Consider the following 26,423-nt stretch of genomic DNA (forward strand, 5'->3'; position numbering starts at 1 on the left):
ATTGACACGTATACTTATACAAACCATTATCTGTTACTCTCGATACACTTAACAAAGTGAATCGCACATAATGAAAACTATAAGGATGTATAATGTATAAGCTGTTTGAAAAGCTCACCGATGCTTTCCCATCCCAAGATGCCAGCCAGCCACCAAACTCCCTGTATGCTTTTTGTCGACATTATAGTCGCGGTATGGAATACCCACTGATTATTATGTCTGTGTGCGCAGCCTTACTTGCTACATTAGAAGTTACCCTATTCAGCTTTATGGGCACATTGGTAGATTGGATGCAAACCATGGATCCACAGCAGCTCTTTAATGACAAAAGTGATACCTTGCTTATCATGGCACTGATCACTCTCATTGCTATCCCTCTATTGGTTTTTGTTCACAGCGCTTTTTTACACCAGAGTTTGCTCGGTAACTACCCTATGTCAATTCGATGGCTGGCACATAGATACTTGCTAAAGCAAAGCATGTCATTTTATCAAGACGATTATGCTGGCAGGATCTCGACAAAATTAATGCAAACCTCTTTAGCCATCAGAGAGGCGGTAATGAAGCTGCTCGATGTACTGGTTTACATTGTTGTTTACTTTGGCGCGACACTTGTGCTGATTGGTAGCAGCGATATAAAACTCTTGATACCACTATTTATTTGGTTATTTTTCTACATTTGTGTTCAAGTTTACTTTTTACCACGCTTAAAACGTGTCTCTTCTGAGCAGGCAAATGCGCGCTCAGAAATGACTGGGCGGGTCGTAGATAGCTATACCAATATCTCTACCGTTAAGCTTTTCTCCTATACAAAGCGAGAAGAAGAGTATGCTAAAAGCAGCATGGATGTGTTCATGCAGCCGGTTTATCGACAAATGCGGCTTGTTACCAGCCTTAATGTCAGCATCCAAGTATTAAATTACCTTCTGGTTTTCTCCATTGCCGGGCTATCACTATATCTTTGGTCACACAATGTGATTTCTGCAGGTGAAATAGCCATTGCGATCAGCCTTTCCTTAAGACTAAACGGCATGTCGCAATGGATCATGTGGGAAATAAGTAGCTTATTTGAAAATATCGGTACTGTTGTAGATGGCATGAACACGCTATCAAAACCCATAGAGGTTGCCGATATGCCCAATGCCAATGAGCTCATTGTCACAAAGGGACGCATTGACTTTAAAGATGTCACTTTTGCATATAAACGCCAAGATAAGCAGTTGACGAACTCAGTCTTTGATAACTTATCCTTAGAAATTAAAAGCGGTGAAAAGATTGGCATTGTTGGTCGCTCTGGCTCTGGTAAATCGACTTTAGTCAATTTATTACTGAGATTTTACGATATTCAACAAGGTAAGATTACGATTGATGAACAAGATATCTCTCAAGTCACACAAGAAAGCTTAAGAAAGCAAATCGCGATGGTGACACAAGACACTGCTTTGTTACACCGCAGCATTAGAGACAATGTTTTATATGGCAGGCCTGATGCAACAGAAGATGAATTACTACAGGCAATCAATAAAGCGCAGGCAAGTTCTTTTATTTGGGACCTTGAGGACAGTCATGGCAATCAAGGTCTAGATGCCCAAGTTGGTGAGCGTGGTGTCAAACTCTCCGGAGGCCAAAGGCAACGTATTGCCATTGCTAGAGTCCTTTTAAAAGATGCACCAATTTTAGTACTTGACGAAGCCACCTCAGCTCTTGATTCAGAGTCTGAACAAGCAATCCAAGCCAGCTTAGATGAGTTAATGCAAGATAAAACGGTGATTGCGATTGCGCATAGATTATCAACCATTGCACAGATGGACAGATTAATTGTACTTGAGCAAGGTGCCATTGTAGAGCAAGGAACGCATACAGAGCTACTTGAGCAGAATGGCATATATGCCAAACTCTGGGCACATCAAACAGGTGGCTTTATTGGCGTGGACTAACACCACGACAAAACAATTTACAGGCTTGTTCAATAAATGCTTCAAGTTGCTGCTCATCTACGGGAGGCTGCCACCTGATGGCCATCTCCCAAAATGTGAGCCTTTTTAAGCCACCCCAAAAAAAGGCGGCAGCAAAATGGGCATCATGATCGCCTAAGCATCCTGCACTGGATGCTTCTTCAAACCACACTACCATTGACTGCTCACAGTGACTGAATTTTTCATTTAATCGATGTGCTTGTGTCTCACTTCGCATTGACTCAATCATCACAATACGGGATAACCGGATATAGTCAGGATCGCACAGCAAACTTACAACACTGGTCGCTAAATGTTTTAATTGCACTTCAAAGTCATAGTTCGGAATAAACTGAATTGCAGTTAATGGTTCTATTCTTTCAATAAGTAAAATAACAACAGCATCAAATAGCGCTTCTTTATTCGGGTAGTGCTTATATAAAGTCCTTTTTGATACTTCAGCCTTTTGGCAAATCGCCTCCATTGTTGTGGCCTGCAACCCATTTAGCGCAAATTGTTCTATCGCGGCACTAACGATTGCTTGCTGTTTGGCTGACAATTGTGTCATTTATTTCTCTCACTTTTAACAATTAACACCAGTTTAACCAATTATCGGGACAATAAAAAGTATACGGTTACGTTTATCTATAAAATAAAAAGTACACGACATCGTTTACCTTTATATTAAACAAGTATACACTAGCGTTTACTTGTATAGTTGTCGAGTTTATAACCTTTACTTTGGTGTGAGGAAGGTATCAAATGGACAATCTGCCCACTAATACCCTATGTGGAATAATTTATACAAGGTAGTAAGCTAAACTGTGATGAGCAATACCAGCGACAGTTTGGAAGCACGATAGTTAATAGGATTTGGAGTGTTCATGTATCCAGCATCATTCAAAAGCAAAGTTAAACACCTTTCTTTAGCACTTTTTACAGCAGGCATGTTAAGTGCTTGCTCAGAAGCTCCACAGCAACAAGCAGGATTTGGTATGCAACCTGCTCAAGTCAGTGTGACTCATGTTTCAACACAAAGCGTACCGTTTAAAATTGAATTACCAGCGACACTTCTTGGCGACAAAGAAGTTGAAATACGTGCTCGAGTGTCAGGACTGATTGAATCCAGAAACTTTGATGAGGGACAATACGTAAAAGCGGGACATTCTCTATTCACCATCGAATTAAAGCCATTCGAGCTGGAACTTGAAAAAGCACAAGCTGAACTCCATGCTGCAGAAGCAAACGTGGCACAAGCGAAACGCGAAAGAGATAGATTAGAAAAACTTAAAGATGAGCGTTCAGTCTCTAAGCGCGATTTCGATAATGCCGTTTCAGCTTACGATATTTCACTTGCTAATTTAGAGTCTGCAAAAGTGGCTTTAAACGAAGCCAAACTTGACCTTGAATACGCACAAGTAAAAGCGCCAGTGTCAGGCATTATCGGTCGTGAAAAAGAATCTCAAGGTAGTTACATCTCTGGTCCAACCGTACTTCTTACAGAACTGACAGACACCAGTTTTATGAGAGCACGCTTTGGTTTCTCAGAGCGAGAGCAGCTAGCAATGCGAAAAGATGTTGAACTTGGTACGTTAACCCTGCCAAAAAATAACGAGTTTGACGCCACCATCATTTTGCAAGATGGCTCCACCTACTCTGAGCAAGGTAAAGTTAACTTCTCAGATGTCAGAGTGAACCGTTTTACCGGTACTTCAGAACTGCAAGCTCGTATTGCCAACCCAAAAGGTGAATTAAGACCTGGGCAATTTGTGCGTGTGCAACTGAGTGGTGCAGTTAGAAACCAAGCAATCGTGGTGCCGCAACGTGCTGTTTTAGATAATGGAACGGGTAAATTCGTCTATATCGCAGCAGATAATGAGCAAGGGATGAAAGTGGCTCTACCTGCACCGGTTGAGGTTGGCGAGTGGGTGCAACTAGATGGTCAAAATATGTGGGTTATTCGCTCAGGACTGCAACCAAATCAACCTGTAATTGTTGAAGGTATGGCTCGTATATTCTTCCCCGGCATGCCAGTTAATGTAGCGGCTAAAGGAGAATAAGCCCTATGTTCTCTAAATATTTTATCGATAGGCCTATTTTTGCCTTTGTGATCTCAATTGTGATAGTACTGGCAGGCCTCGCGGCAATGCGTACTTTGCCTGTTGCACAATACCCTGAAATCTCACCGCCTCAAGTTCAAGTTACGGCGGTATATCCTGGTGCATCTGCCGATGTGCTAGAGCAAACTGTTGCAGCCCCGATAGAAAATGCCATCACAGGTGTTGAAGGCATGATGTATATGGAGTCAATCAGCAGCAGTGCCGGTGCAACAACCATCACAGTGACATTTGAAATTGGCACTGACGTTGACCAAGCAGCTGTTGATGTCAATAACAGAGTAAAGCAAGTCGAGGCTCGATTACCTGAAGAAACAAGGCGTCAAGGTGTCGTTGTAGCCAAAGGGTCATCCAGCTTCTTGCAAGTTCATGCTTTCTACTCTCCAGACAACAGCCGTTCAAGCTTATGGACATCAAACTATGTCACCATGAATATCTTAGATAACATTAAACGTATTCCTGGTACGACCAATGTTCAAATATTTGGTGCCCGTGATTATGCAATGCGAATTTGGCTCAGACCTGATCTTATGAGCCAATTAAAGGTCACGGTAGAGGAAGTCACAAGTGCGATTCGTGAACAAAACTCACAATATGCCGCAGGAAGCATTGGTGCAACCCCTACATCTGCAAGTCCTCAAGAGCTAGTATACAGTGTCACTGCACAAGGGCGATTATCTACGCCTGAAGAGTTTGACAACATCATTATTCGCGCAAACGCCGATGGCTCTTCTTTAAGACTTAAAGACATCGCTCGCGTTGAACTCGGTTCAAAAGATTATAACTTCAACGGTACGATCAACGGTAAAGATGCTGTTCTGCTTGGCATATTCTTGCAGCCAGGTGCCAATGCGCTAGACGTAGCCAATGAAGTTGAAAACGAGATTGACAAACTCAAGTCACAGTTTCCACAAGGTCTTGCGCATATCAACTCGTATGACACAACGCGTTTTGTAGAAGTATCCATTCGTGAAGTGTTGATCACTTTAGTAGAAGCCATGGTGTTGGTATTCTTGGTGGTATACCTGTTTTTACAAAACTGGCGCGCAACCTTAATTCCAACCCTTGCAGTGCCGGTGTCCTTACTTGGGACTTTTGCAGGGCTTTACATGCTCGGTTATTCAATCAATACCCTCACCTTATTTGGTATGGTGCTTTCAATAGGTATCGTTGTCGATGACGCCATTGTTGTACTCGAAAACGTAGAGCGTATTATGCATGAACAACGAGTGAGTGCCCGTGAAGCCGCTTACAAAGCAATGGAAGAAGTCAGTGGCCCGGTTGTTGCTATTGTATTGGTGCTTTGTTCTGTATTTATTCCTATCGCCTTTTTAGGTGGCTTAACAGGTGAGCTATTCAGACAATTTGCCATCACTATTTCAATTTCTGTGAGCTTGTCGGGTGTTGTCGCTTTAACCATGACGCCAGCACTGTGCGTTTTAATCTTAAAACATGAAGACAAGCAAACCGCCCGCTTTTTCTTGTGGTTTAATAATTGGTTCACGCGCATCACTGGAAAATATGTCGGCTCAGTGAGCTTTATGATACGCCGTGGTGCGCTAGGTTTTGTGCTCATGTCAGCAATGGTAGGCACAACCCTGTTTATGTGGGAAAAAACACCAGGTTCACTGGTACCAGATGAAGACCAAGGCTTTTACATCAGTGCAGTATTCTTGCCAGATGGCACTTCGTTAGAGCGCACAACTGAGGTCACCAAACAAGTTATTGAAGCAGCTCAGTCAAACCCTGCAAACGAGAACGTTGTTGCCTTTACCGGTTTCGATTTCTTGGGGGGTGGTTACAAAAATAATGCAGCAACTCTATTCATTACCCAAAAACACTGGGATGAGCGCGAAGTAGATACAAAATCACTTGTTGGCGAGCTCTTTATGAAAACCGCGCATATCAAAGAAGCGCTCGTGCTTGCGTTTAACCCTCCAGCTATCTTCGGGTTAGGCTCTACAGGTGGCTTTGAGTTTTATCTACAAAATAAAACTGGCGCAGATCCTGAGAAATTAAAACAGGGTATGCAATTGATGATGAACGCAGCTCAGCAGAGTCCTATCTTAGGTGGGTTACAAACTCTGTGGCGTCCCGATGCACCTCAACTCCAAGTACATATGGACAGAGAGCAAGCCAGAGCAATGGGCGTCAATATCAACTCAGCGTTTAACGCCCTTGCTGCAAATTTAGGTAATTACTATGTAAATGACTTCAACAAGTTTGGTCGTTCATGGCAGGTAATTATGTCTGCAGAAGCACAATTTAGAATGTCACCTCAGGATGTTGGTCGCATCTATGTGAAAAACAACCAAGGTGATATGGTGCCCATATCTGCTTTCACCGATATTGAGTTCTCACGTGGGCCTGAAAGTTTGCACCGTTATAACAATTTATCGGCTGTAAAATTAATGGGTAACGCAGCGCCAGGGTATAGCTCGGGTCAAGCAATTGCAGAGATTGAGAGAATTGCCGCTGAAGTTCTACCGCCTGATATGACGTTCGAATGGACAGCATCAGCATTCCAAGAAAAGCGTAGCTCTGGCACAACGGGGCTTGCATTAGGCCTTGCCGTTGTTATGGTATTTTTGATACTCGCCGCTTTGTATGAGCGTTGGTCATTACCTATCTCTGTGCTACTCGCTCTGCCGTTTGGTACCTTCGGTGCTTTAGTATCAATATGGATTGCGGGTCTCACCAATGACGTATATTTTCAAATTGGTCTTGTCACGCTACTGGGCCTTGCAAGTAAAAATGCCATTTTGATTGTTGAATATGCATTAATGAAACACCAACAGGGTTGGAGTGCTAGCGCTGCTGCATTGGAAGCCGCAAGGTTAAGGTTCCGCCCTATCATCATGACGTCACTTGCATTTATTCTGGGCGTGGTACCTTTGGTATTAAGCTCAGGTGCAGGCGCAGGGGCGAGACACAGTGTTGGTACAGGCGTGATGGGTGGCATGATGGCGGCCACTTTCTTAGCTGTATTCTTTGTACCGTTATTCTTTTACTGGTTAACAACTAGGAAGTTTACGGAAAAGCGTTCAAAGAAAGACCTAGCAAAAGAAATAGCCGAGCATCATAAAAAAGATCACACTGAAACTCAGGAAGATCTCGCTTAACCTTTGCGGTAAACGCCAGCTCTCTGGCGTTTACCGCTGCACTGCACTTCGCGGTTACAAATCATAACAAGGTTTTGGCTGTAAAAGCACCAGACTATTATGTTATTATTTGCAATTATTTTCTTTCAAAGGCTAAATCTTTGCGCTTATTTGTTGCTCTCGCACTTACTTTAGTAGTTAACTTCCCCGTATTCAGTAGTACACACAGCACATGGCAGCAAACCTATGATGTCCTTCGTGCACAAGATACACATACTGCGTTCGAATTTTTAGCTCAGCAAGTCAAAGCCACTGAACCCAGTGCTAAACGGGTATACATAGGTGCGACACTTGCGAGGACCGCCCTAGCGCTCAAAAAGCAGGCCTCGTTGAATACACTTATCAGCTATAAAAAAAATGACTATGACCTTATTTTACAACAGTTAGTCGCTGCTTTGCTGAGTGCACATAACAATGAATATGAGCAAACGATGCAAGCCTTTAAAAAAGCAATTACGCTGGCATATACCGCTAACGACCCTGCACTGACTGCAACCGTTGAGTTGTTTTATATTAATGCCAAAATAACTCTGGCTAATTACATCCAACTTGAGCGCCATATTAAAGAAGTGGAACGTAATGCAAATACATTGAGCAAACCTTTTTGGGGTTTAAACTCACTACACAATGCAAAAGCGTTAAATGCAAATTTTTTAGGGGATCATGCCCAAGCCATTGAAATGTATAAACAGGCTATTGCTAACTCTAAATATGAAGGCAATAGAGCCCCCTACTACAATAATTTGGCTCTCACTTATTTAGAGGTTGGCAATTACACCGATGCCACTAAATATCTCAAAAAATCTTTGCACTTGAGAAAAGTACAAAACAATGAATTCAAAGTTGCATTAACCATGCTCAACCTTGGTATTGTTGCCAACAAAGCGAAGGACTTTGACGCCGCATTAAAGTGGCTTAATCAAGCTCATGAGTATTATGTAAAATTCGACAATCCATACCGCCAAGCATACACCTTAGTACAAAAAGCAAAAGTTTATGCCAATCTAAAAAACATAGACCTTGCTACCAGCGCCCTTGACCGCGCGCTGTCTAAAATTAGTTTAACCAATAATATTAATTTAATTACCGATATTAGACTACAAGCTGCCGAAAATATGCGTGCGCTTGGTCAGTATGATAAAGCGATTGTTCAAGCCCAAATTGCTCATGATTTATCGAGCAATGTCAGCGACAAAACACACCTAATACACAGCTTGGAGCTACTTTCCGATCTCTACGCGCGTGAATCAAATTATCAACAAGCCTACCTGCTACAGAGTCAGTTAGTAGCACAAAAAGACCAGTTCAATTCACAGAAAACGATGCAAGCCATGATTGAGCTTGAATCAGAGCTAGAAGTGACCGCTCAACAATTGGAAAACATACGTTTAGAGAAACATAATAATCAACAACTTGCCCATATCTCTGCTTTAGAAGAAAGGCAACAATTCCAAGCTATTATTATTCTTTTCTCACTTTTACTGTTATTCATAAGCTTACGTGGCTACTCCAAACATAAGTACAGAGCTCAGCACGATAACTTAACAGGCGCGCTTACACGCAGTACTTTTCTAAATGTAGTTGCTCGCTCAGCTATTCCTGCAATTGGTAAAAAGCATTGCCTAGTCTTGTTCGATTTAGACCATTTCAAACAAGTCAATGATGTACACGGCCACCCAACAGGTGATATCGCTTTAAAACACACGGCAACACTTGCGAAGCAATTTTTTGGTAAAAATGCGCTTTTATCCCGCTTTGGCGGTGAAGAGTTCATGTTATTCTTACCAAACTTGGTGAGTTCAAATAAAGATGATGTTGTAGAGAAATTTAGAATTAAGTTGAGTGAATCTACAATTATCTCAGAGTCTGGAGAAGCGATTAATATCACCGCCAGCTTTTCAACCTATTATTACCAAACATCGCCTGATAGCCTTGATAAAATCTACAGCAAGTTAGATGTTGCACTTTATCAAGCGAAAAAGTCAGGCAGAAACCGCGTTGTTTGTGCAGTTTAATCAAAATATTTTTAAAAGAAGTGTGGCTGAGTTCAGGGTTAAACTCAGCCAAAGCATTTGGCATTAAAGCCCAAATACAACCTTCTCACTTTTCAACATTCTACTACTCAGCAAGCTAAAAACAGCAAACAGGGCAAGTGTACTTGCAGACGACAAAAGTACTTGCATTAAAGGTAATTCATTCCCTTTTATCACTTCAATCATTGCATATTGCTGAGCGGCGATCGGTGCCCATTGCACGTATTCAGTCGCAATATCATAAGTTGTCATCATGCTCAGACCAATTGGTACAAACAGAACAAAAGCAACATAAGACTGTGCTTCTTTGAAAGACTTAGCCATAAAAGAGACGAAGACCAATAAGCTTGCAGACATCAAAGCAATTGGGAGTCCAATCAGCGTACAAAATAGAATAAACATCAAATCCAAGTTAATACTAAAACCAAGTTGCTCCCAAGGCACCATGCCATAGGCAAATTTTGAAACGACCAGTACTAAAATCAAGCCAACCATAGAATAAGTGGCGATGGCTGCGACTTTAGCAAGGACAAGTTGTGTGCTGCTGATCGGATGGCTCAAAAGTAGCGCCAGAGAGTTTCTCTCCCTCTCACCTGCACTGGTATCAATGGCTAAATTCATCGCTGAGTAAAACAGTGCAATAATGATAGACAAGGTCGCAATCCCAAGGAACATCCCACCTTTAGAGTCAGGTGTTGCTTGATCCTGCGTCTGCACATTCACAGCACGCATGATGCTCGGATCAATGCCACGGCTGATAAGTCTTAATCCCGCAACTTCTGAGTTGTATCGAGCAAGCGACATTTCTAAACGGCGTACAGACTTAATCAACTTATTGTCAGACTTATCTGCCACAATCGTAACGAGCGCACTACGCCCTTGAGACATATCTTGTGCATAATCAGTATCAATGATCAAGCGAATGGCTTTCACACTCGACTTTTCACTATGACTAATGTCATGCCCTTCTAAAAAGCGTACAAGGTTTGGTGCCGCTTGTGGGTTCTCAATGGTAATTTCAAGTGCGTCAGGAGAACTAAGTTGTTTAAGTAAAATAGTAAACAGCAAACACATGACGATGGGCGCACCAATCGCATAATATAATCCAGCCATGACGGAACGTTTGTCACGGCTCGCGTCTAGCATCTCTTTTTTATATAAAACTTGAACAAGCCTCATCATGCAGCAAGTCCCTCATCTGAACCAATTAATGTAATGAACGCTTCTTCTAAAGTCTCTTTTTGTGTTTGTTCACATAATGCTTGAGGTGACCCTTCTGCAACGACTTTACCATTTGTCATTACAACAACATGATCGCAAAGCGCTGCAACTTCCTGCATAACATGACTAGAAAATAACACACAATGTCCTTGCTCTTTGAGCATCAGTAAAAGGTCACGTAAAATGCGCGTACTCATCACATCCAGCCCTCGCGTCGGTTCATCGAGAATAATATTTGTGGGCTGATGCACAATGGCTTGTGCTAATGCCGTTTTCATTCTCTGACCTTGAGAAAAGCCTTTACACTTTCTATCAGCGATATCTGTCATTTGTAGCTTTTCAAGCACGCTTTGTGTTGCCACTTGTGCTGATTGCTTATCCATGCCACTGAGCTCTGCAAAAAATTGCACATACTCTCTGGGCGTTAAACGCTCATATAGACCACATGGGTCCGGAAACAACCCGAGTTGTTGTTTGGCACGCATTGAGTCTTTTACAACATCTATATCATCTATTTTGGCAAAGCCGCTATCTGCTTGAAGCAAACCAAAAATCGTGCGCAAACACGTCGTTTTTCCTGCACCATTTGGGCCTAATAAACCTGTGATTTTGCCATCTTCAGCTTTAAAGCTGAGCTTATCCAGTGCCTGTACTGAGCCTATTTTTTTCTCTAATTCGATTACTTCAATCATTTTTTTGCTCTGTTTCCTGATGGGCCACAGGTCCATTTATATTCATAAAATACTGCTTAAGGTTGTCTTTATCGAGACAATCTGTGTCTAAGTCAGAAAACGTCAGAGAATCAATAAACTGACCAATGACTTTGTTTGCACATGTCTGTGCGGCAACACCGTGAGTCGCTGATGGTGAGACTAAGTGTTTTGCATTGCTAAAGCTAACCATTGCAAGATCTGCCCAGCTTGGCGGAGTAGCAGGGTCAAGGCCACCAGATAAAAGTAGTACTGGAATATCTGTTTTGACTGGCTTGTAGAAATCGTGTTCAACGGGTTCAACATCCCATATTGGACAGACTGTATCTAGAGATTCAATCATCATCTTACCAAAATATGATTGACCAAACTGCTTTCTGTCAGCTTCAGTTAAATTCGGCCAGTCTTCTCCACACGTAATGGCACTATGCATCCCCATTGCGATACTGCCTAGAGTTTGTTCATTACCTAACAAACCGGCTAACGGGCTATAGTTACCTTTTACAGCTGAATCTATTACCAAAGGGATCAATGAACGTGTAGTGTGACCATAAAGAGCCATTCTCACTGCACCACGTAATTTGCTTTCAGTAAGTACTAATGGAATTTCTTTAAAAGTACGAGGGTGTCTGATTGTGACGGTAATTGGCGTTTTCCTCAATTCCTCCAATAATTTCTGGTAATCATCGGCCAAGGAAGGATATTGCGATAAACACGCTTGTTCTGCCATGCAATCAAGAAACACTTCATTTAATGCATTATCAATCGCATCACCAATTGCCACTAAACTCTGTTGCATGGGAACAACCCCATCTAAAGTTGCGCTTGCCACAGAGCTTGGATATTGACGCAAATATTCTTGTGCAATACGAGTGCCATAAGATGCGCCGTATAAGTGGAGTTTTTCATAGCCAAGAGCGAGCCTAACGGCTTCAAAATCACTTGCAGCAGCCACAGTAGTAAAATAAGAGAGATCTATACCAAGCTGCTCTTTACAGGTACCTGTTTCTTCTTTTGTAAAAGCGACAAATGATAAAGCTTGGTCATTAAACTTAAATTGCTCTTCAATCGTGCCACTATCACATTGCAACAACTGAGATTTACCAGTGCCCCGCTGATCGACAAGGATAATGTCTCGGCTCTCTCTAGCGTATTTCAAGTTACGAGCAAAAATAGCAGCGACTTCTATCGCTGATTGGCCAGGCCCACCAGCAAAAGCCAATACAGCTTCTTTTGGATGCATATTTTTAATTGCGGGGATCACCGCAAAGTGAATATCAATATTGTTAGCCGATGGCTTTTTTGAAAGCGGCTGACTAACCGAGCCACACATAAGGCGATCTTCTAAGCCTTCCACATAGCACGCTTCAAGGGCAGTGTTTTGCTGCGCGTAGGATATACCAGAATAGGCAATGGCAAGGGACGTTAAACTAGTACTTAATAGCTTAACTAGTTGATTGCCGAATAAATTCATTACTGTTTTTCCTTTTTTAAATCAGCAAAGTTTTGTTTTTTATTAATATTCTCTTGATCTCACTGTGTAGCATAGTGAGCCGTTAGAATAGATGTAGCATATTGGCAAGTCAACATTAGATGTATTCAGATTAGTTACAAATAGAGAAATGAGATCAGGTAGGGTACAAAATATGTGCTACACAAGTAATATTCAATATTATTACTAAAACACCTAAAAGGCCCGTGCCAACAATAAGAAATTATAATTTTGCGTTTATTTTATTATAAAAAAGGCCAGCAATCGCTGGCCTTTTTAATTATTTCTTACGTTTCTTCTCTTCTTCAACCCACTTGCCTTGAACAAAAGTTGCTTTCCAGCCAGTGGCTTTGCCTTCAACTTCTGTCATCACATATTGAGTTTTTGTTTTACGTGAATATCTCACGACAGCCAAATTACCATCACTATCTTTTTCAGGGGCATCAGCTAAATAATAAAACTTAGGAGAAATTCTCTCTCTAAATCTTTTCAACTCGGCAACTTTAGGTGCACGCGTTTCTCTCGACTTAGGGAACGTATGTGCTGCCAAGAAAATACCTGAAGCACCATCACGAAGAACAAAGTGTGCATCGGACTTTTCACACTCAAGCTCTGGCAATGGAACTGGATCTTCTTTAGGAGGAGCTGGCTCACCACTTTTCAGTAATTTACGTGTATTCTTACAGTCTTCTTTCGTACAACCAAAATACTTGCCAAATCGGCCCGATTTAAGTTGCATGTCTGCACCACACTTATCACACTCAATTACTGGACCATCGTAGCCTTTAATCTTGAATGTGCCTTCCTCGACTACATACCCTCCACATGCAGGGTTGTTGCCGCACACATGGATTTTACGAGTCTCATCGATGAGGTAGGAATCCATCGCAGTTTCGCAGATTGGACAACGCTTTTTCTGTCTTAAACTTTCAGTCTCAGCATCTTCAACATCGGCATCGATTGCTTCATCACCTGATATCAGGTTCATGGTTGTTGTGCAGCGCTCTTTAGGTGGCAAGCTATAACCTGTACACCCTAAGAACACACCTGTTGAAGCTGTACGAATGCCCATTTTTCTGCCACAGGTAGTACAGTCAATGTCTGTCTCAACCATGACATTTTGACGCATACCGCCTTCTGCTTCATCTTGCCCTGCTAATTCTAGCTGGCTCGAGAAGTCTGCATAAAACTTATCAAGTACTTGTGTCCACTCTCGTTCGCCTTCAGCAATGTCATCAAGTCGACCTTCCATTTTTGCAGTAAAGTCAAAGTTCATCAAATCGTTAAAGTTTTCAACTAAACGATCAGTGACAATTTCACCCATCTTTTCTGCAAAGAATCGTCTATTTTCAACACGTACATAGCCGCGTTCTTGAATCGTTGAAATAATTGCCGCATAAGTAGAAGGACGACCAATTCCTCGTTTTTCAAGCTCTTTAACTAAACTCGCTTCACTGAATCTTGCCGGTGGCTTGGTGAAGTGTTGCTTTGGATCAAGTGCAACAAGGTCAACGCTGTCACCAACAGCCACTGCTGGCAATGCCTGTTCTTCTTCGCTCTTCTTACGAACAGCAGGTTGTACCTTTGTCCAACCATCAAATCTAAGTACACGACCGCGTGCTTTGAGCGTGTAGTCATTAGCACCTAATGTAATATTGGTTAGGTCATATTCCGCTGGAGTCATCTGACAAGCAACAAACTGACGCCAAATCAATTCATATAGCTTTTTAGCGTCTGCGTCGACGCCTTCAACATGACCGGACAATACGTTAACATCTGAAGGACGAATTGCTTCGTGCGCTTCTTGTGCATTGTCTTTAGCACTGTACTTTATTGGTGCTTTAGGCAAATACTTGTCGCCAAAATTGCCCTGAATATAATCACGACACATTTCGACAGCGTCATTAGACAAGTTTGTTGAATCTGTACGCATATAAGTAATGTAGCCAGCTTCGTATAAGCGCTGTGCTAACATCATGGTTTTCTTTACGCCATAACCTAATCGCGTACTTGCTGCTTGCTGCATTGTAGAAGTAATAAAAGGTGCACTCGGCTTACTCTTACTCGGCTTTTCTTCTACTTTGACAACAGACAGGCTCGCTTTTTCAATTTCAGAAACTGCTTTAAGCGCTTCTTGCTCGTTTACCGGCTTAAACGCTTGGCCTTGATATTTGGTAACAGCAAATCTTACATCCGTTGTTGCCAGCTTAGTGTCCGCGTGGATATCCCAAAACTCTTCGGGTATAAAAGCCTTGATCTCACGTTCGCGCTCAACCAACAAACGGACAGCAACCGACTGTACTCGACCTGCCGACAAGCCTCTTGCCACTTTTTGCCAGAGTAAAGGAGAAACCATGAAGCCAACAACACGGTCTAAGAAACGACGTGCTTGTTGAGCATAGACCATGTCTGTATTAAGTTGCCCTGGCGCTTCAAACGCCTGTTGGATAGCATTTTTTGTTATCTCATTAAATACTACACGCTTATACTTAGACGCATCGCCACCGATAATTTCTTCAAGGTGCCATGCTATTGCCTCTCCCTCTCTATCCAAATCGGTTGCGAGATAGATATGATCAGCATCTTGAGCGAGCTTAGTTAGCTCTTGAACAACCTTTTCCTTACCGGGTAGCACTTCATAATGCGGCTCCCAACCTTTTTCTGGGTCAATACCCATTCTTGCAACTAAATTAGCGTAGTCCTTTTGTTTGCGATATGCCGCCTTTTCTTCTGGTGACATTTTTCGTACTTCAGCCGGAGATTTTGTTGCAACCCCTTTGGTTTTTCCTGCCCCTGACGTCGGTAGATCACGAACATGACCCACACTGGATTTCACAATGTAGTCTTTTCCCAAATACTTATTAATAGTTTTGGCCTTTGCGGGAGACTCTACGATTACTAGCGATTTGCCCATATCTGCCTATTTTGACTAATTCTGTCTGTTGTGCCCCATTGGGCGTTATTATTTATAGGTATATCCACAAACACCTATTGTTACAAGCTTTTCATTCTAACTTTTATCTGAACAGCGATTTATTAAGCAACTATTGTTGCTATTTTAAACAACCGTAACTCTGAACGTGTTAAAAAGGCGAATATAGCGGATATGCGAGGAAATTCAAGCGTTAATAAAAAAGGGCCCTAAAAAAGGCCCTTTTCGTTAGACATATTAACCGTCATCTCTGATAATTATCGACTTGGTTCTTGTAATCGTTTCACTATCCTCGAAGGGCCCTGGTATTTCAAAAGTGATTATCAAATTACCTGTATCCCGACTGTTAGAAGTTGTTTCTTGTGAGATTTCTACCACCGCTTTACCGCGTTCAAACCCTCCGCTAGTGTATATAGTGCTAGTCAACTCTCGGATATTAACAACACCATTGGTTGTGCCAATGCTTATCTCTGTACCTGCTGGTAGTGAGTTGCCAAATAAATCTGAATAATAAATTTCAACTTCAACTCTATCAGCGTCATTTGGATCGTTTCCAAGCGTTACGCTTTCAATATCACAGTAGTTGGCATTTTCAGTATCTTCTAAACCGTCGAACCCATTTACAAGCTGTTCAGCGCCGTTGACTATATTAGTGCAATCAGCTCCATTGATTTGAGACTTGTTGACCACAAAGCGAGCATATACAACATCACTGGAAGCAATCAATTCAAACTGCCTTCTTATATCAACCAAATCTTTTGTGCATTGTCCTGCATCTTCAGCATCCTTTCCACAAAGTAACCCATTGTAGATACCATCAGCTACATCATAAAGTCCGTTATTATTACCGTCGATAAACACTTCATTATGACCGCCGTCACTATTTGCGGGCTCGCAGGGGTCGTCTGCTTCATCGCCTCCACAATCTTTAGGGTCAAAAACATTGTCTTGGTTAAAGTCGATAAAAGCTTCCGCTAAATCATCATTACGAGGTTGAAATTCTCCGATATCAAAAATACCATTACGTCTTTCAACACCACCGCTTGATGGTTTATCATGAAAGTTCTCTTGACCTTTTGCAGTTGCTAAAATTGAAACTCTTGCGCCTCTTACAATGGTTCTTCCATTCACTGAAGTTGGGTAATCACCGATACATGGAACAGGTTCACCCTTGTATGTGTCGCACACATCTCCAATACGGTTTTGCCATTTAGGGTCCGTGAAAGGTAAACTACCTTGAGAACGCCATTGCACTCGGCAAACGCCATTTACAGCAGAACATTCATAGGTATTGCCGCTACCTGAGCCATCGATATTACCGATAATCCCTGCTTCTGACTGTACGTTTGCAACTAAATTATTTGCTGTGAGCTGGTTAAATTGATCGCCAAAATAAACAAAAATGTCTACATCTACGCCAGAGTAGCCTTGAGCATTAAGAATTGTTCCCGCTGGAGCGGCACCAAAACTATCTTGATCTGGAACACCTGAAGATAAAACAACGCCAGAAGACACCGCATTTACCTGCTCATCTGCAGGAATAAGCGTGAAGCTAGTGATCCCATCAGGTAAATCACAAAATTCTAGGCTGGAGTCTGCTGTACATTGATCAATCTTAGATTGCCAACATGTTGGAAATGAGCTGCTCAGTGCGGCTTGTGCAATCTGTTCATCTGATAAATAACACGCCTCAACAACTAAATCCCCAGGAACAACACCGCCCTTAATTATCGTGACTGCCTCACCTTCACCCGTCGTATTACCACGATAACTGGTTAATGATGCAGCACCTGACAAATCAGCTAACCTGAATTCGATTTGCTTTTGTTGCATCGGGTTGCCATCTGTATCTACCAATAAAAACTTGACTTCAGATGTTACAGGTACGCCGCTTGTGCTTGGAGGAATACCAATAAATGATTCACTTGCCCCTAAAAATTGAATTGCTTGTACGGGCGCATCATTAATGAAAAAGTCAAACTCAGCAGGGTCTGCAGATGCAATACTTGCAGTGATAGTTTCATTGCCATTACAACCAGTGGTTCGGTATGTAGACGTTGCGACCCCTTCTTTCGTTCTGACCGTCGCATCAATAGATGCCAAATTGGGGTCTTCATTTACGCATACTGATGAAAAACCTACATCAACTGGTTGTGTGTAAAGTGCACCTTCCGAGAAATCCCCTTCAACTGTAGATACTCGGGCAGTTATAATGAAACTGTCACCCGAGTCTAACTCAGGTAAAGGCTGTGTATCAGGCGTATCTGAAGCCTTTAAAGTTGCTGTAAGTTGCAAATAGAGATCATCAACACCTACGCTGAAATTACGAAAACCTGTACTGCCGTTAAACGTCACTGTCACTGTGCCAGCACCGTCAACATCTCCAGGTTGTAATTTAAGTAAAGCTACACCTTTTTTATCGGTGAGAGCACGACCTGTGCTTGGTAGTACCTGTCCTTTATCACTTTGAACTTCAACAATTTGTTCATTTGGTTCAGTCGCATCACCATTGAGTCGTGTAATGGCAACAAATAACTCGGGTAATTCACTTGAACGAATATTTGTAACTGTCTGGCACCCACCATTTATAGGGTTTAACGTTTCAGTATCTCGGTTGTCATCCCAACCATCATTACATCCTGTCAGTAGCTGAATATCAAAAGCATAATCACCATCAAATACAATTGCATCGCCCTCTGAATGGAAGATTGAGTAATCCGAAAAAGAGCTTGGCTCAAGTTCGCCAGCTCTTGCATAACCTGCTCGGATACGACCTAGACCACTTGTCGTGGTAGCAAAAAGCTTGGTTTGAGCTTCACCATTCTCGTTTAACTCAGCTGTACTTACTGGAAGTGTGCCTTCTGAAGTAGTCTCAAAGAATACAACGCCTGTAGTTGCCGGTGTGCCATTAATGATAACACGCGCTGTAACAGTTGCACTTTTACCCTGAGCGATGGTGTTATCAGCAGTCACCGGATTTTTTGTAACATCGTCAATGATACTGACAATTTGAATTTGCGTATCTCCATTACCCAATGTCCAAATAGGAGCTTCCGCCTCTACCTGCTCATTTGTACTTTCTTTTATATAGGTAGCAACGACAGTATCTGCACCCTCTTCATCGTTAGGTAGAATATCGACAGAAGCCATACCATTTTCATCTGTAAAATCGATACCATCTGGTGGAGAAGTTTGAATCTTACTTAATTTCGACGAGATGGTGACTTCACCAACAGAAACGGGCTCACCATTATTTGTCAATGTTACAACTACTCGGCCATTTTTTGATTCACTCAAAGGGTTGGCTTCATTGATAGTCGCTCCGCTTTGGTCTTGAACTGTGATGCTCATCTGCAAACCGCCATCGCCGGTACTTGTAAAAGTAAATGGCTGGGTAAGTGATAAACTGTCAGATACATTATAGGTAGCTGTAAGTGTGCCAGAACCAGCAATATTATTATCAGTAATTGTTGCTGTCGCCTGACCACCCTCATTGGTTGTAAGTATATTTTCGGATGTCAGCACCGCTTTATCATCGATACTCCAAGTGATTTGCTGATCGGCTAATGGATTGCCGTTAAGTGTGAGTGAAGCCACAATAGAAATGGGAGAGCCCAACGATAAGTTATTCGTTACTTCACCCTGAGCATTTTGCCCAACCAGCTCTAGAACATAAGTTTCCTCTCCAAAAAACTCATTACCATCTGAGTCAAACGCTAGCCTAGATGTTGTTTCATCATAAGTCGCTGTTATTTCTCCCGCACCGGTAGACTTAGTAGCCTTAACACTTGTACTTGCTTGACCGTTTGCATCAGTCACAATTCTACCATTACTCGCTGAAAACAAGAGCTCGTCAAAGGTAAAAGTAATAATCTTACCTTCTATCGGTACACCATTATTCGTTAAAGTCGCCATAATGGTTGCATCAGCATCACCTGCAAGTGGATTTTGCGTATTAATATCTGCACCGCTAGCATCTTTAAACGTTAACGCAATCTGCACACCGCCATCACCCATAGCGGCATACTCAATACTTTTCGTCACAGTTTGGTTTTCAATATCAAATGAAGCCGTAATAGTCCCCGCACCTTGATTGCTATTGGCAACAATACCAACAACAGCAACACCGTCACTATTCGTTAAAGCTGAGGACGCACCATTAAAGTCAGAGAATTCATCACCAACAAATTTAACTAACCTGTCAGCTTGTACCTCGCCATCTTTAGTTACTTTTGCTTGAATTTGAATTGGGTTAGAAACACTTAGTTCGGAAGAACCACTTTGAGAATTAAGAGTCAATGCTAATGCATAGTCATCTGAGTCAGTACCACCATCTCCGGAGGAGTTTTTTTCAATTGAACCTCCACCACCACAGGCTGTCAGAAGGAATATCATAAATATGGTGCTAAACCAACGTATTGAAAACATCCGCAGTTCTCCCTCGCACAATTTAAAATTAGAGTTATTTGCACAATGTTAACTCAAATTTGGATTAAAAATCACAATTTTTTCGTAGTAATCGGCAATTTTTTTTGTTCATTTTGAGCCATCCTGTTAGGCTATAACCATTTTAACAACAAGAAGTTTTAGGGCGTCTCCAAAACAATGACTGATAATAATAAATTTAGCCTGACAACACGCATCATGATTGCCATGATTGCGGGTATTGGTGTCGGTGTGATATTGCAACAAATTCTGGCAGGTGAGCCTGAGTTTTTAATCCCATTAGGATTTGCAGACTTTCCTGTGAGAGGTTTTTTTGTCGATGGATTATTCCACGTCGGTGGGCAAATATTCATTGCGAGCTTAAAAATGCTGGTCGTTCCACTTGTCTTCATCTCACTTGTGTGCGGTACTTGCAGTTTGAGCGATCCAAAAAAACTCGGTCGTTTAGGTGGTAAATCCATACTACTTTATTTAACAACAACAGCCATCGCAATCACAGTAGCCATTTCTTTGGCTTTGTTAGTGAGCCCAGGCGCTGGCATAGACATGCCAACAACAAGTAGTTTTGACGCAAAAGAAGCCCCTACCCTTGCTCAAGTCATTATTGGCATGTTCCCAACCAACCCAATAGATGCAATGGCGAGCGGTAATATGTTGCAAGTTATTGTATTTGCTTTATTGTTTGGTATCGCAATGGCACTTAGTGGCGAACCGGGTAAGCGCGTTGCTACCGTATTTGAAGATTTAAATACAGTCATTCTTAAATTAGTCACCTTACTTATGAACTTAGCCCCATATGGCGTATTCTGTCTAATGGCTAAGCTGTTTACTGACATTCAAATGGGCTTAATCGTTGAGTTAGGTAAATATTTCTTAGTTGTTGTAGCTGCGCTGTTCTTCCACGCTTTAGTCAATTACACGATTTTACTTAAAACGCTTACCGGATTGAACCCTTTGACTTTCCTTAAGAAAATGAAAGATGCGTGTATGTTCGCTTTCAGTACTTCTAGCTCTAGTGCAACTATGCCAGTAACGCTTGAAACAGCAACTAAAAAGCTCGGTGCAAATAACACGGTAGCTTCTTTCACGGTTCCTTTAGGTGCAACCATAAATATGGATGGCACAGCAATCATGCAAGGCGTTGCAACTGTGTTTATTGCACAAGTATTTGCAGTTGACTTGACTTTGAGTGATTACTTGATGGTTATTTTAACGGCGACGTTGGCCTCTGTCGGTACTGCAGGCGTTCCTGGTGTCGGTCTGATCATGCTGGCAATGGTTTTAAATCAAGTTGGCCTACCCGTTGAAGGCATTGCTATCATCATGGGGGTAGACAGATTATTAGATATGACGCGTACCGCTGTGAATGTAACAGGTGACTGTATGGTCACGTGTGTAGTTGCAAAATCTGAAGGTGAATTAAACCAAACTGTTTTCAACGACCCGAATGCTGCAAAAGAGCTTGAAGAAAACTTAAGCACTTCTAAAGCTTAATTCCTATCGGTGTAGGGGAGCTTATTCAATAAGACTACCCTACACTAACCATTTAAATCCTCAGCATGTTAAATTCACAACTTCATGTAAAATTTTAAGCCACAAAGCGCCTACTTCAGTTACAATCGAGTCAAACGACACAACTGGATTGTAATTTTATGACTTCAAATAAAAAAAATGTTGCTTTTATTGGCCTAGGTGTAATGGGCTTTCCAATGGCTGGACACCTTGCTGAGCAAGGACACAACGTTACTGTTTATAACCGGACCACCAGCAAAGCTGAATCATGGTTAGAAAGCTACTCTGGCCAACTAGCTTTAACACCAGCGCTTGCTGCAGCTGACGCAGATATTGTGTTTATTTGTGTTGGTAATGACGATGACCTACGCGAAGTTACTACCGGCAGTAACGGTGTACTGCAAAGTATGAAGGAGCATACACATTTAGTCGATCACACCACAGCCTCTGCTGACGTTGCTAAAGAACTATATTCTGTATGTCAAAATAAAAACATTGGCTTTATTGACGCGCCTGTTTCTGGTGGCGAAGCTGGTGCAGTTAATGGCCAACTAACCATTATGTGTGGTGGCGATGTTGATATCTACACACAAGTTGAGCCTGTGATGGCTGCTTACGCACGTTTTTCTAAGCTTCTTGGCCATGTTGGCTCTGGACAGATAGCAAAAATGATGAATCAAATTTGCATTGCAGGCGTTGTTCAGGGCCTCGCAGAAGCGCTCCAGTTTGGTCAAAATGCAAATATCGATTGCGAAGCAGTCGTTGAAGTTATTTCTAAAGGGGCTGCAGGCAGTTGGCAGATGGAAAACCGTCATAAAAGCATGCTAGACGACCACTATGAGCATGGCTTTGCTGTTGACTGGATGCGTAAAGACTTATCTATCGCCCTTGATGAGGCCAAAAAGAACGGCTCCACCTTACCCTTAACGGCACTGGTTGACCAATTTTACGCGGATGTGCAAAAAATGGGAGGCAACCGCTGGGATACATCTAGCTTACTAAAGCGTTTAGTTTAAATTTTTTTGGGTGCCACAACGGTGGCACTGTGTCCTCTCTCTATAACCCCCTACTCCATATACTTCATCAAAATGTGTACATTACGTTAAATTTAAACTGACTTGACATAAAATTGACCAAAATGACTGCTATGCTTGAACAATGGAGGGGATTTCACCTCAAAAGCAGTCAGTGGAACATTCACAAGTTCCACATGAAGAACATTAATAAAACTCGTTATATGCACGGAACCTTGCAGCATGGAAAATATTTACAGATACAGTGTTAAATTACTCACAGGTGAAACGCTTTCGTTAAAGTCGTTACAAGGCAGACCTGTTATTTTGGTTAACATAGCCAGCAAATGCAGCTTTACACCACAGCTCACGGCCCTCGAAAAAATGTATCGTAAATACCACAAAAAAGGGTTAGAGATAATCGCTTTTCCTTGTAATCAATTCGGTAAAAATGAACCTTTAGAGAATGAAATGCTTAAAGAGTTTTATCAATCACACTTTAACTTAAGCTTCAAAATCGCTGAAAAAACCTTAGTAAACGGACCAGACGCTCACCCACTATTTAACTACCTTAAATCGCATACTCGAGGTATTGCGCAAAACCGTGCGATAAAGTGGAATTACACAAAGTTTTTAATTGGTACCGATGGTGAGCTATTATCACGTTATGCACCACGCACTAAACCAGAGTCCTTAAAGCAAATCATTGAGGGTCAGTTGCAAGATGAAAGTAGCACTTTTCAGTTCGCAAAAGTATGAACATGCTTTTTTTTCGAAAGCGATCTCAAAATTTAATGGTATTGAGATAGCTTATTTTGAGAACAGTTTAAAACGAGAAACCGTTTTTTTAGCATCTGGCTATGACGCTGTTTGTGTCTTTGTCAATGATGATCTCAATGCTTGTGTGCTAGGTGATTTAGCCGAGCTTGGTATCAAATTTGTTGCTTTGCGGTGTGCTGGATATAACAACGTTGATATCGAATCAGCGCATGCTCTCGGCATACAGGTTGTGCGAGTTCCATCATATAGTCCAGAAGCCGTAGCAGAGCATTGTATGGCACTTATATTGACACTGGCTAGAAAAACTCACAAAGCATATAACCGCGTGCGAGAAGAAAACTTTGATCTCAACGGTTTATTAGGGTTTAACATCCATAATAAAACGGTTGGACTCATTGGCTGTGGTAAAATAGGTCAGTCACTCGTATCAATTTTAAATGGCTTTGGTGCACACACACTTGTTTATGATCCAAATATTGGTGAAGGTTCTTACACACAAGTGTCGTTAGATATGTTGTTAGAACAAAGCGATATCATTTCACTACACTGCCCATTAACTGAAGCAACACATCATTTAATCGATGAGGCAGCATTTGGCAAAATGAAATCCGGTGTGATGCTCATCAATACCAGTCGCGGCGCATTAATTGATACACAGTCCTGCATCACAGCACTTAAATCAAGAAAGATAGGTTATTTGGGTCTCGATGTGTACGAGCAAGAGTCAGAACTTTTTTTCAAAGACCGGAGTGAAGAAATCATTCAAGATGACACTTTTGTCAGGCTTAGCGGATTTCCTAATGTCTTAATCACCGGCCATCAAGGCTTTTTTACTCAAGAGGCGCTAACCGAAATCGCTATGACAACAGTTAAAAATTTATACGCACTCAAAAATAAAACCCATACACCAAACATTGTCTAAAACTAGACAAAAAAAAGCGCAGCCTAGCTGCGCTTTTTCTTTTAAAGACAGTTTATTTATTTACAACAACATTAACGAATACTGCGGTCATTAAGACAGGGCAGATAAAACGTAAGTATTGTGCAAACCAGTAATGTATACCTGAAGCGTTTTCAATCAGTTTATTACCGCGCTTCCACATCCACCCTACAGTAATAAAATAGAAAAGCCCCATTAGTGGCAACTGGTAACGAGTAAATACTGAAATCACTAAGCCAAATAGCCAATCAAAGTTCATAATGATAAGGCTTGAACACACGAAAATGACTAAAGTCACTACCCAAGTTGCATCTTTACGTTTCATTCCGTGATTTTCAACTAAGAAAGATACCGGTATTTCAGTGGATGAAATCGTCGACGTCAAAGAAGCGATAGACATTAAAACAAAAAATGTTAAACCTACCCAAATTCCAATTTGTCCCATACTCGAGAAAAGCTCAGGTAAGATCGCAAAAATGAGTCGCCCTTCACCAGCTAACTTGCCATCTTGAAAAACTTCGACACCGTTTTGCTGCGCTACAAAGATTGCAGGAATAATCAGCAACCCAGCTAAAAATGCCACACCGGTGTCTAACATAGCAACGCTAAATGTCAGTTTTGGAAGATTTTCGTTTGGTTTCAAATACGAGCCGTAAATCATCATACAACCAACACCGAGCGATAAAGAGAAGAAAGCTTGGCCCATTGCCGCAATGATTAAATCTGGGTCTGTTATTTTGCTAAAGTCAGGAACCAAATATGCTCTAAACCCTTCTGATGCACCTTCAAGCGTCGCCATATAAGCAATCAAACAGCATAGTAATAAAAGTAGTAATGGCATTAAGCGGCGCGACCATGTCTCAATACCAGATTTGACCCCTTTCAAAATAATCGCAGCGGTTAGCAGCAACATAAGAGGGGTAAAGATAAAGTTTCTATGCGTAGAATCCCCTGTTAGAAATTGGCTCGCAGCCTCCATACCTAACAAGGATGTAATCGGCTCAATGGAATGCGCGAGCATCCAGCCTGCCACAATTGAGTAGAAGCTCAGCATCACAATTGCGCCAGCCAAACCAATGTAACCGGCCGCAGCCCCTACACTCGACTGTTTTTCTTGCCATGCTTGCTTTAATGCTTTTACTGGATTAGCTTGCGCTTGATGACCGAGGTAAAGCTCAGTGTACAAAGCAGGTAAAGCCAACAAAAAGATAACGATAAAATATGCGAGTAAAAAAGCACCACCACCATGATTAGCAGCTTGTGTTGGGAAACCCCAAATATTACCTAAACCAACAGCAGCACCTGCTGCCGCTAGAACAAAACCAAGTCGGCTTTGAAAACCATCACGTACCTGAGCCATAATTGAACACAAATATAATTATTGTTTTGGCCAGCGATTATACCTTTTCGAGCGAAAAATGCGAGTACAAGAACCCTCATACAGGAACTTACACAGCTTATTAATGAATAAAAAGAAATAATTAAAAGCTCGACCCAGGTTGCTGCAAAAACTCTAGCTCTTCATCTGTTGATACGCGACCCAGAATATCGTTTCTATGAGGGTAACGTCCAAAGCGATCGATGATTTTTTTATGAGCTAATTCAAATTCATAACCAGGTAAGTCTCTGAACAACACCTCTGCCTGACGATGGATCACAGCACTCTCGCTATGCATAAATGGCATATATAAAAAGCCAACTTCTGTATCATTTAATGCCTTATCAAACCCTTTTTCAATCGCTTGCTGTGATAGACTTAATGCTAGCGCGTCACTTGCAAAGGCTTGCGGGGTATCTCGGTACATATTTCTTGGAAATTGATCTAACACGATTATCTCGCACAAAGAGCCAACAGGTGTTTCCCGCCACCTTTCAAGTTCACCGCTATGCGCCATTTTATGGAGAATTGAGAATTGGCTTTTAACTTTTTGATCAAATACCGTTGATTTTTGCCACCAATCTTGCTCAGAGCATGTAATAAACCAAAACTCATAAATATCTTGATACTGCATAAGGGACCCTTAGTGTAAATATTCTCCACTTAGCTAAGCTTGTCACCATAAACATTTTATTGCAACTTTATCATTAATATTTGTTATAGAATTATTTAT

At 41.7% G+C, this 26,423-nt stretch carries 16 protein-coding genes; 8 read left to right on the forward strand and 8 right to left on the reverse strand.

Annotated elements, in window-relative coordinates; translation table 11 throughout:
• Positions 1-92: 92 nt before the first annotated feature.
• Positions 93-1,937 carry an ABC transporter ATP-binding protein gene (locus QNM16_RS04870; protein WP_284019449.1) on the forward strand — a complete coding sequence of 615 codons (1,845 nt, stop codon included), beginning with the start codon at positions 93-95 and terminating at the stop codon, positions 1,935-1,937.
• On the opposite strand, the gene QNM16_RS04875 is transcribed toward QNM16_RS04870, so the two are convergent.
• Positions 1,921-2,523 carry a TetR/AcrR family transcriptional regulator gene (locus QNM16_RS04875; RefSeq protein ID WP_063360815.1) on the reverse strand — a complete coding sequence of 201 codons (603 nt, stop codon included), beginning with the start codon at positions 2,521-2,523 and terminating at the stop codon, positions 1,921-1,923. The genes QNM16_RS04870 and QNM16_RS04875 overlap by 17 nt on opposite strands.
• Before the next feature lie 316 nt (positions 2,524-2,839).
• Here QNM16_RS04875 and QNM16_RS04880 point away from each other — a divergent pair, with 316 nt between their 5' ends.
• From QNM16_RS04880 to QNM16_RS04890, 3 genes are all read left to right on the forward strand, one after another.
• On the forward strand, positions 2,840-4,015 hold the full coding sequence (locus QNM16_RS04880; RefSeq protein WP_284019450.1) for an efflux RND transporter periplasmic adaptor subunit: 1,176 nt from the start codon (positions 2,840-2,842) through the stop codon (positions 4,013-4,015).
• 5 nt (positions 4,016-4,020) lie between these two features.
• Positions 4,021-7,194 (forward strand): efflux RND transporter permease subunit, encoded by a 3,174-nt coding sequence (locus QNM16_RS04885; RefSeq protein ID WP_284019451.1) that lies wholly within the window; start codon positions 4,021-4,023, stop codon positions 7,192-7,194.
• Between the two features lie 140 nt (positions 7,195-7,334).
• On the forward strand, positions 7,335-9,248 hold the full coding sequence (locus QNM16_RS04890; RefSeq protein WP_284019452.1) for a diguanylate cyclase: 1,914 nt from the start codon (positions 7,335-7,337) through the stop codon (positions 9,246-9,248).
• A 63-nt stretch (positions 9,249-9,311) separates the two neighbouring features.
• Here the strand turns inward: QNM16_RS04890 and QNM16_RS04895 are convergent, their stop codons facing one another.
• The 5 genes from QNM16_RS04895 to QNM16_RS04915 all read right to left on the reverse strand — a co-directional run bounded on the left by QNM16_RS04895 (position 9,312) and on the right by QNM16_RS04915 (position 20,049).
• Positions 9,312-10,448, reverse strand: a complete 1,137-nt coding sequence (locus QNM16_RS04895) for an ABC transporter permease (protein ID WP_284019453.1) — start codon at positions 10,446-10,448, stop codon at positions 9,312-9,314.
• Positions 10,445-11,179 carry an ABC transporter ATP-binding protein gene (locus tag QNM16_RS04900; RefSeq protein ID WP_284019454.1) on the reverse strand — a complete coding sequence of 245 codons (735 nt, stop codon included), beginning with the start codon at positions 11,177-11,179 and terminating at the stop codon, positions 10,445-10,447. Before QNM16_RS04900 ends, QNM16_RS04895 begins: the two co-directional genes overlap by 4 nt.
• On the reverse strand, positions 11,172-12,671 hold the full coding sequence (locus tag QNM16_RS04905) for an alpha/beta hydrolase (RefSeq protein WP_284019455.1): 1,500 nt from the start codon (positions 12,669-12,671) through the stop codon (positions 11,172-11,174). The genes QNM16_RS04900 and QNM16_RS04905 overlap by 8 nt, the downstream gene beginning before the upstream one ends.
• A gap of 298 nt (positions 12,672-12,969) precedes the next feature.
• A complete protein-coding gene (gene topA / locus QNM16_RS04910; protein ID WP_284019456.1) occupies positions 12,970-15,603 on the reverse strand; it encodes a type I DNA topoisomerase in 2,634 nt (877 codons plus the stop codon).
• A 255-nt stretch (positions 15,604-15,858) separates the two neighbouring features.
• A complete protein-coding gene (locus QNM16_RS04915; RefSeq protein WP_284019457.1) occupies positions 15,859-20,049 on the reverse strand; it encodes an Ig-like domain-containing protein in 4,191 nt (1,396 codons plus the stop codon).
• A gap of 177 nt (positions 20,050-20,226) precedes the next feature.
• Here QNM16_RS04915 and QNM16_RS04920 point away from each other — a divergent pair, with 177 nt between their 5' ends.
• From QNM16_RS04920 to QNM16_RS04935, 4 genes are all read left to right on the forward strand, one after another.
• On the forward strand, positions 20,227-21,561 hold the full coding sequence (locus tag QNM16_RS04920) for a dicarboxylate/amino acid:cation symporter (RefSeq protein ID WP_284019458.1): 1,335 nt from the start codon (positions 20,227-20,229) through the stop codon (positions 21,559-21,561).
• A 143-nt stretch (positions 21,562-21,704) separates the two neighbouring features.
• On the forward strand, positions 21,705-22,595 hold the full coding sequence (locus QNM16_RS04925; protein WP_336620298.1) for an NAD(P)-dependent oxidoreductase: 891 nt from the start codon (positions 21,705-21,707) through the stop codon (positions 22,593-22,595).
• 240 nt (positions 22,596-22,835) lie between these two features.
• On the forward strand, positions 22,836-23,351 hold the full coding sequence (locus QNM16_RS04930) for a glutathione peroxidase (protein ID WP_284019460.1): 516 nt from the start codon (positions 22,836-22,838) through the stop codon (positions 23,349-23,351).
• Positions 23,317-24,294 (forward strand): 2-hydroxyacid dehydrogenase, encoded by a 978-nt coding sequence (locus QNM16_RS04935; RefSeq protein ID WP_284019461.1) that lies wholly within the window; start codon positions 23,317-23,319, stop codon positions 24,292-24,294. Before QNM16_RS04930 ends, QNM16_RS04935 begins: the two co-directional genes overlap by 35 nt.
• A gap of 52 nt (positions 24,295-24,346) precedes the next feature.
• Here the strand turns inward: QNM16_RS04935 and QNM16_RS04940 are convergent, their stop codons facing one another.
• Both QNM16_RS04940 and QNM16_RS04945 read right to left on the reverse strand, forming a co-directional pair.
• On the reverse strand, positions 24,347-25,672 hold the full coding sequence (locus QNM16_RS04940) for a sodium-dependent transporter (protein WP_284019462.1): 1,326 nt from the start codon (positions 25,670-25,672) through the stop codon (positions 24,347-24,349).
• Positions 25,673-25,793: 121 nt separating this feature from the next.
• The gene (locus tag QNM16_RS04945) at positions 25,794-26,324 is read right to left on the reverse strand and encodes a DUF924 family protein (RefSeq protein WP_284019463.1); all 531 of its coding nucleotides are present in this window, start codon (positions 26,322-26,324) and stop codon (positions 25,794-25,796) included.
• Between the last annotated feature and the right edge of the window lie 99 nt (positions 26,325-26,423).

Origin of the sequence: Pseudoalteromonas umbrosa, from assembly GCF_030125375.1 — a bacterium.
In the GTDB taxonomy this organism is placed as follows: domain Bacteria; phylum Pseudomonadota; class Gammaproteobacteria; order Enterobacterales; family Alteromonadaceae; genus Pseudoalteromonas; species Pseudoalteromonas umbrosa.

Excerpts from the sequence above, each read along its gene's own strand:
- QNM16_RS04935 (WP_284019461.1), top strand. The coding sequence starts at position 23,317 with ATGAAAGTAGCACTTTTCAGTTCGCAAAAGTATGAACATGCTTTTTTT.
- QNM16_RS04930 (WP_284019460.1), top strand. The coding sequence starts at position 22,836 with ATGGAAAATATTTACAGATACAGTGTTAAATTACTCACAGGTGAAACG.
- QNM16_RS04940 (WP_284019462.1), bottom strand. The coding sequence starts at position 25,672 with ATGGCTCAGGTACGTGATGGTTTTCAAAGCCGACTTGGTTTTGTTCTA.
- QNM16_RS04885 (WP_284019451.1), top strand. The coding sequence starts at position 4,021 with ATGTTCTCTAAATATTTTATCGATAGGCCTATTTTTGCCTTTGTGATC.
- QNM16_RS04915 (WP_284019457.1), bottom strand. The coding sequence starts at position 20,049 with ATGTTTTCAATACGTTGGTTTAGCACCATATTTATGATATTCCTTCTG.
- QNM16_RS04905 (WP_284019455.1), bottom strand. The coding sequence starts at position 12,671 with ATGAATTTATTCGGCAATCAACTAGTTAAGCTATTAAGTACTAGTTTA.
- QNM16_RS04895 (WP_284019453.1), bottom strand. The coding sequence starts at position 10,448 with ATGATGAGGCTTGTTCAAGTTTTATATAAAAAAGAGATGCTAGACGCG.
- QNM16_RS04880 (WP_284019450.1), top strand. The coding sequence starts at position 2,840 with ATGTATCCAGCATCATTCAAAAGCAAAGTTAAACACCTTTCTTTAGCA.
- QNM16_RS04920 (WP_284019458.1), top strand. The coding sequence starts at position 20,227 with ATGACTGATAATAATAAATTTAGCCTGACAACACGCATCATGATTGCC.
- topA (WP_284019456.1), bottom strand. The coding sequence starts at position 15,603 with ATGGGCAAATCGCTAGTAATCGTAGAGTCTCCCGCAAAGGCCAAAACT.
- QNM16_RS04945 (WP_284019463.1), bottom strand. The coding sequence starts at position 26,324 with ATGCAGTATCAAGATATTTATGAGTTTTGGTTTATTACATGCTCTGAG.
- QNM16_RS04900 (WP_284019454.1), bottom strand. The coding sequence starts at position 11,179 with ATGATTGAAGTAATCGAATTAGAGAAAAAAATAGGCTCAGTACAGGCA.
- QNM16_RS04875 (WP_063360815.1), bottom strand. The coding sequence starts at position 2,523 with ATGACACAATTGTCAGCCAAACAGCAAGCAATCGTTAGTGCCGCGATA.
- QNM16_RS04870 (WP_284019449.1), top strand. The coding sequence starts at position 93 with ATGTATAAGCTGTTTGAAAAGCTCACCGATGCTTTCCCATCCCAAGAT.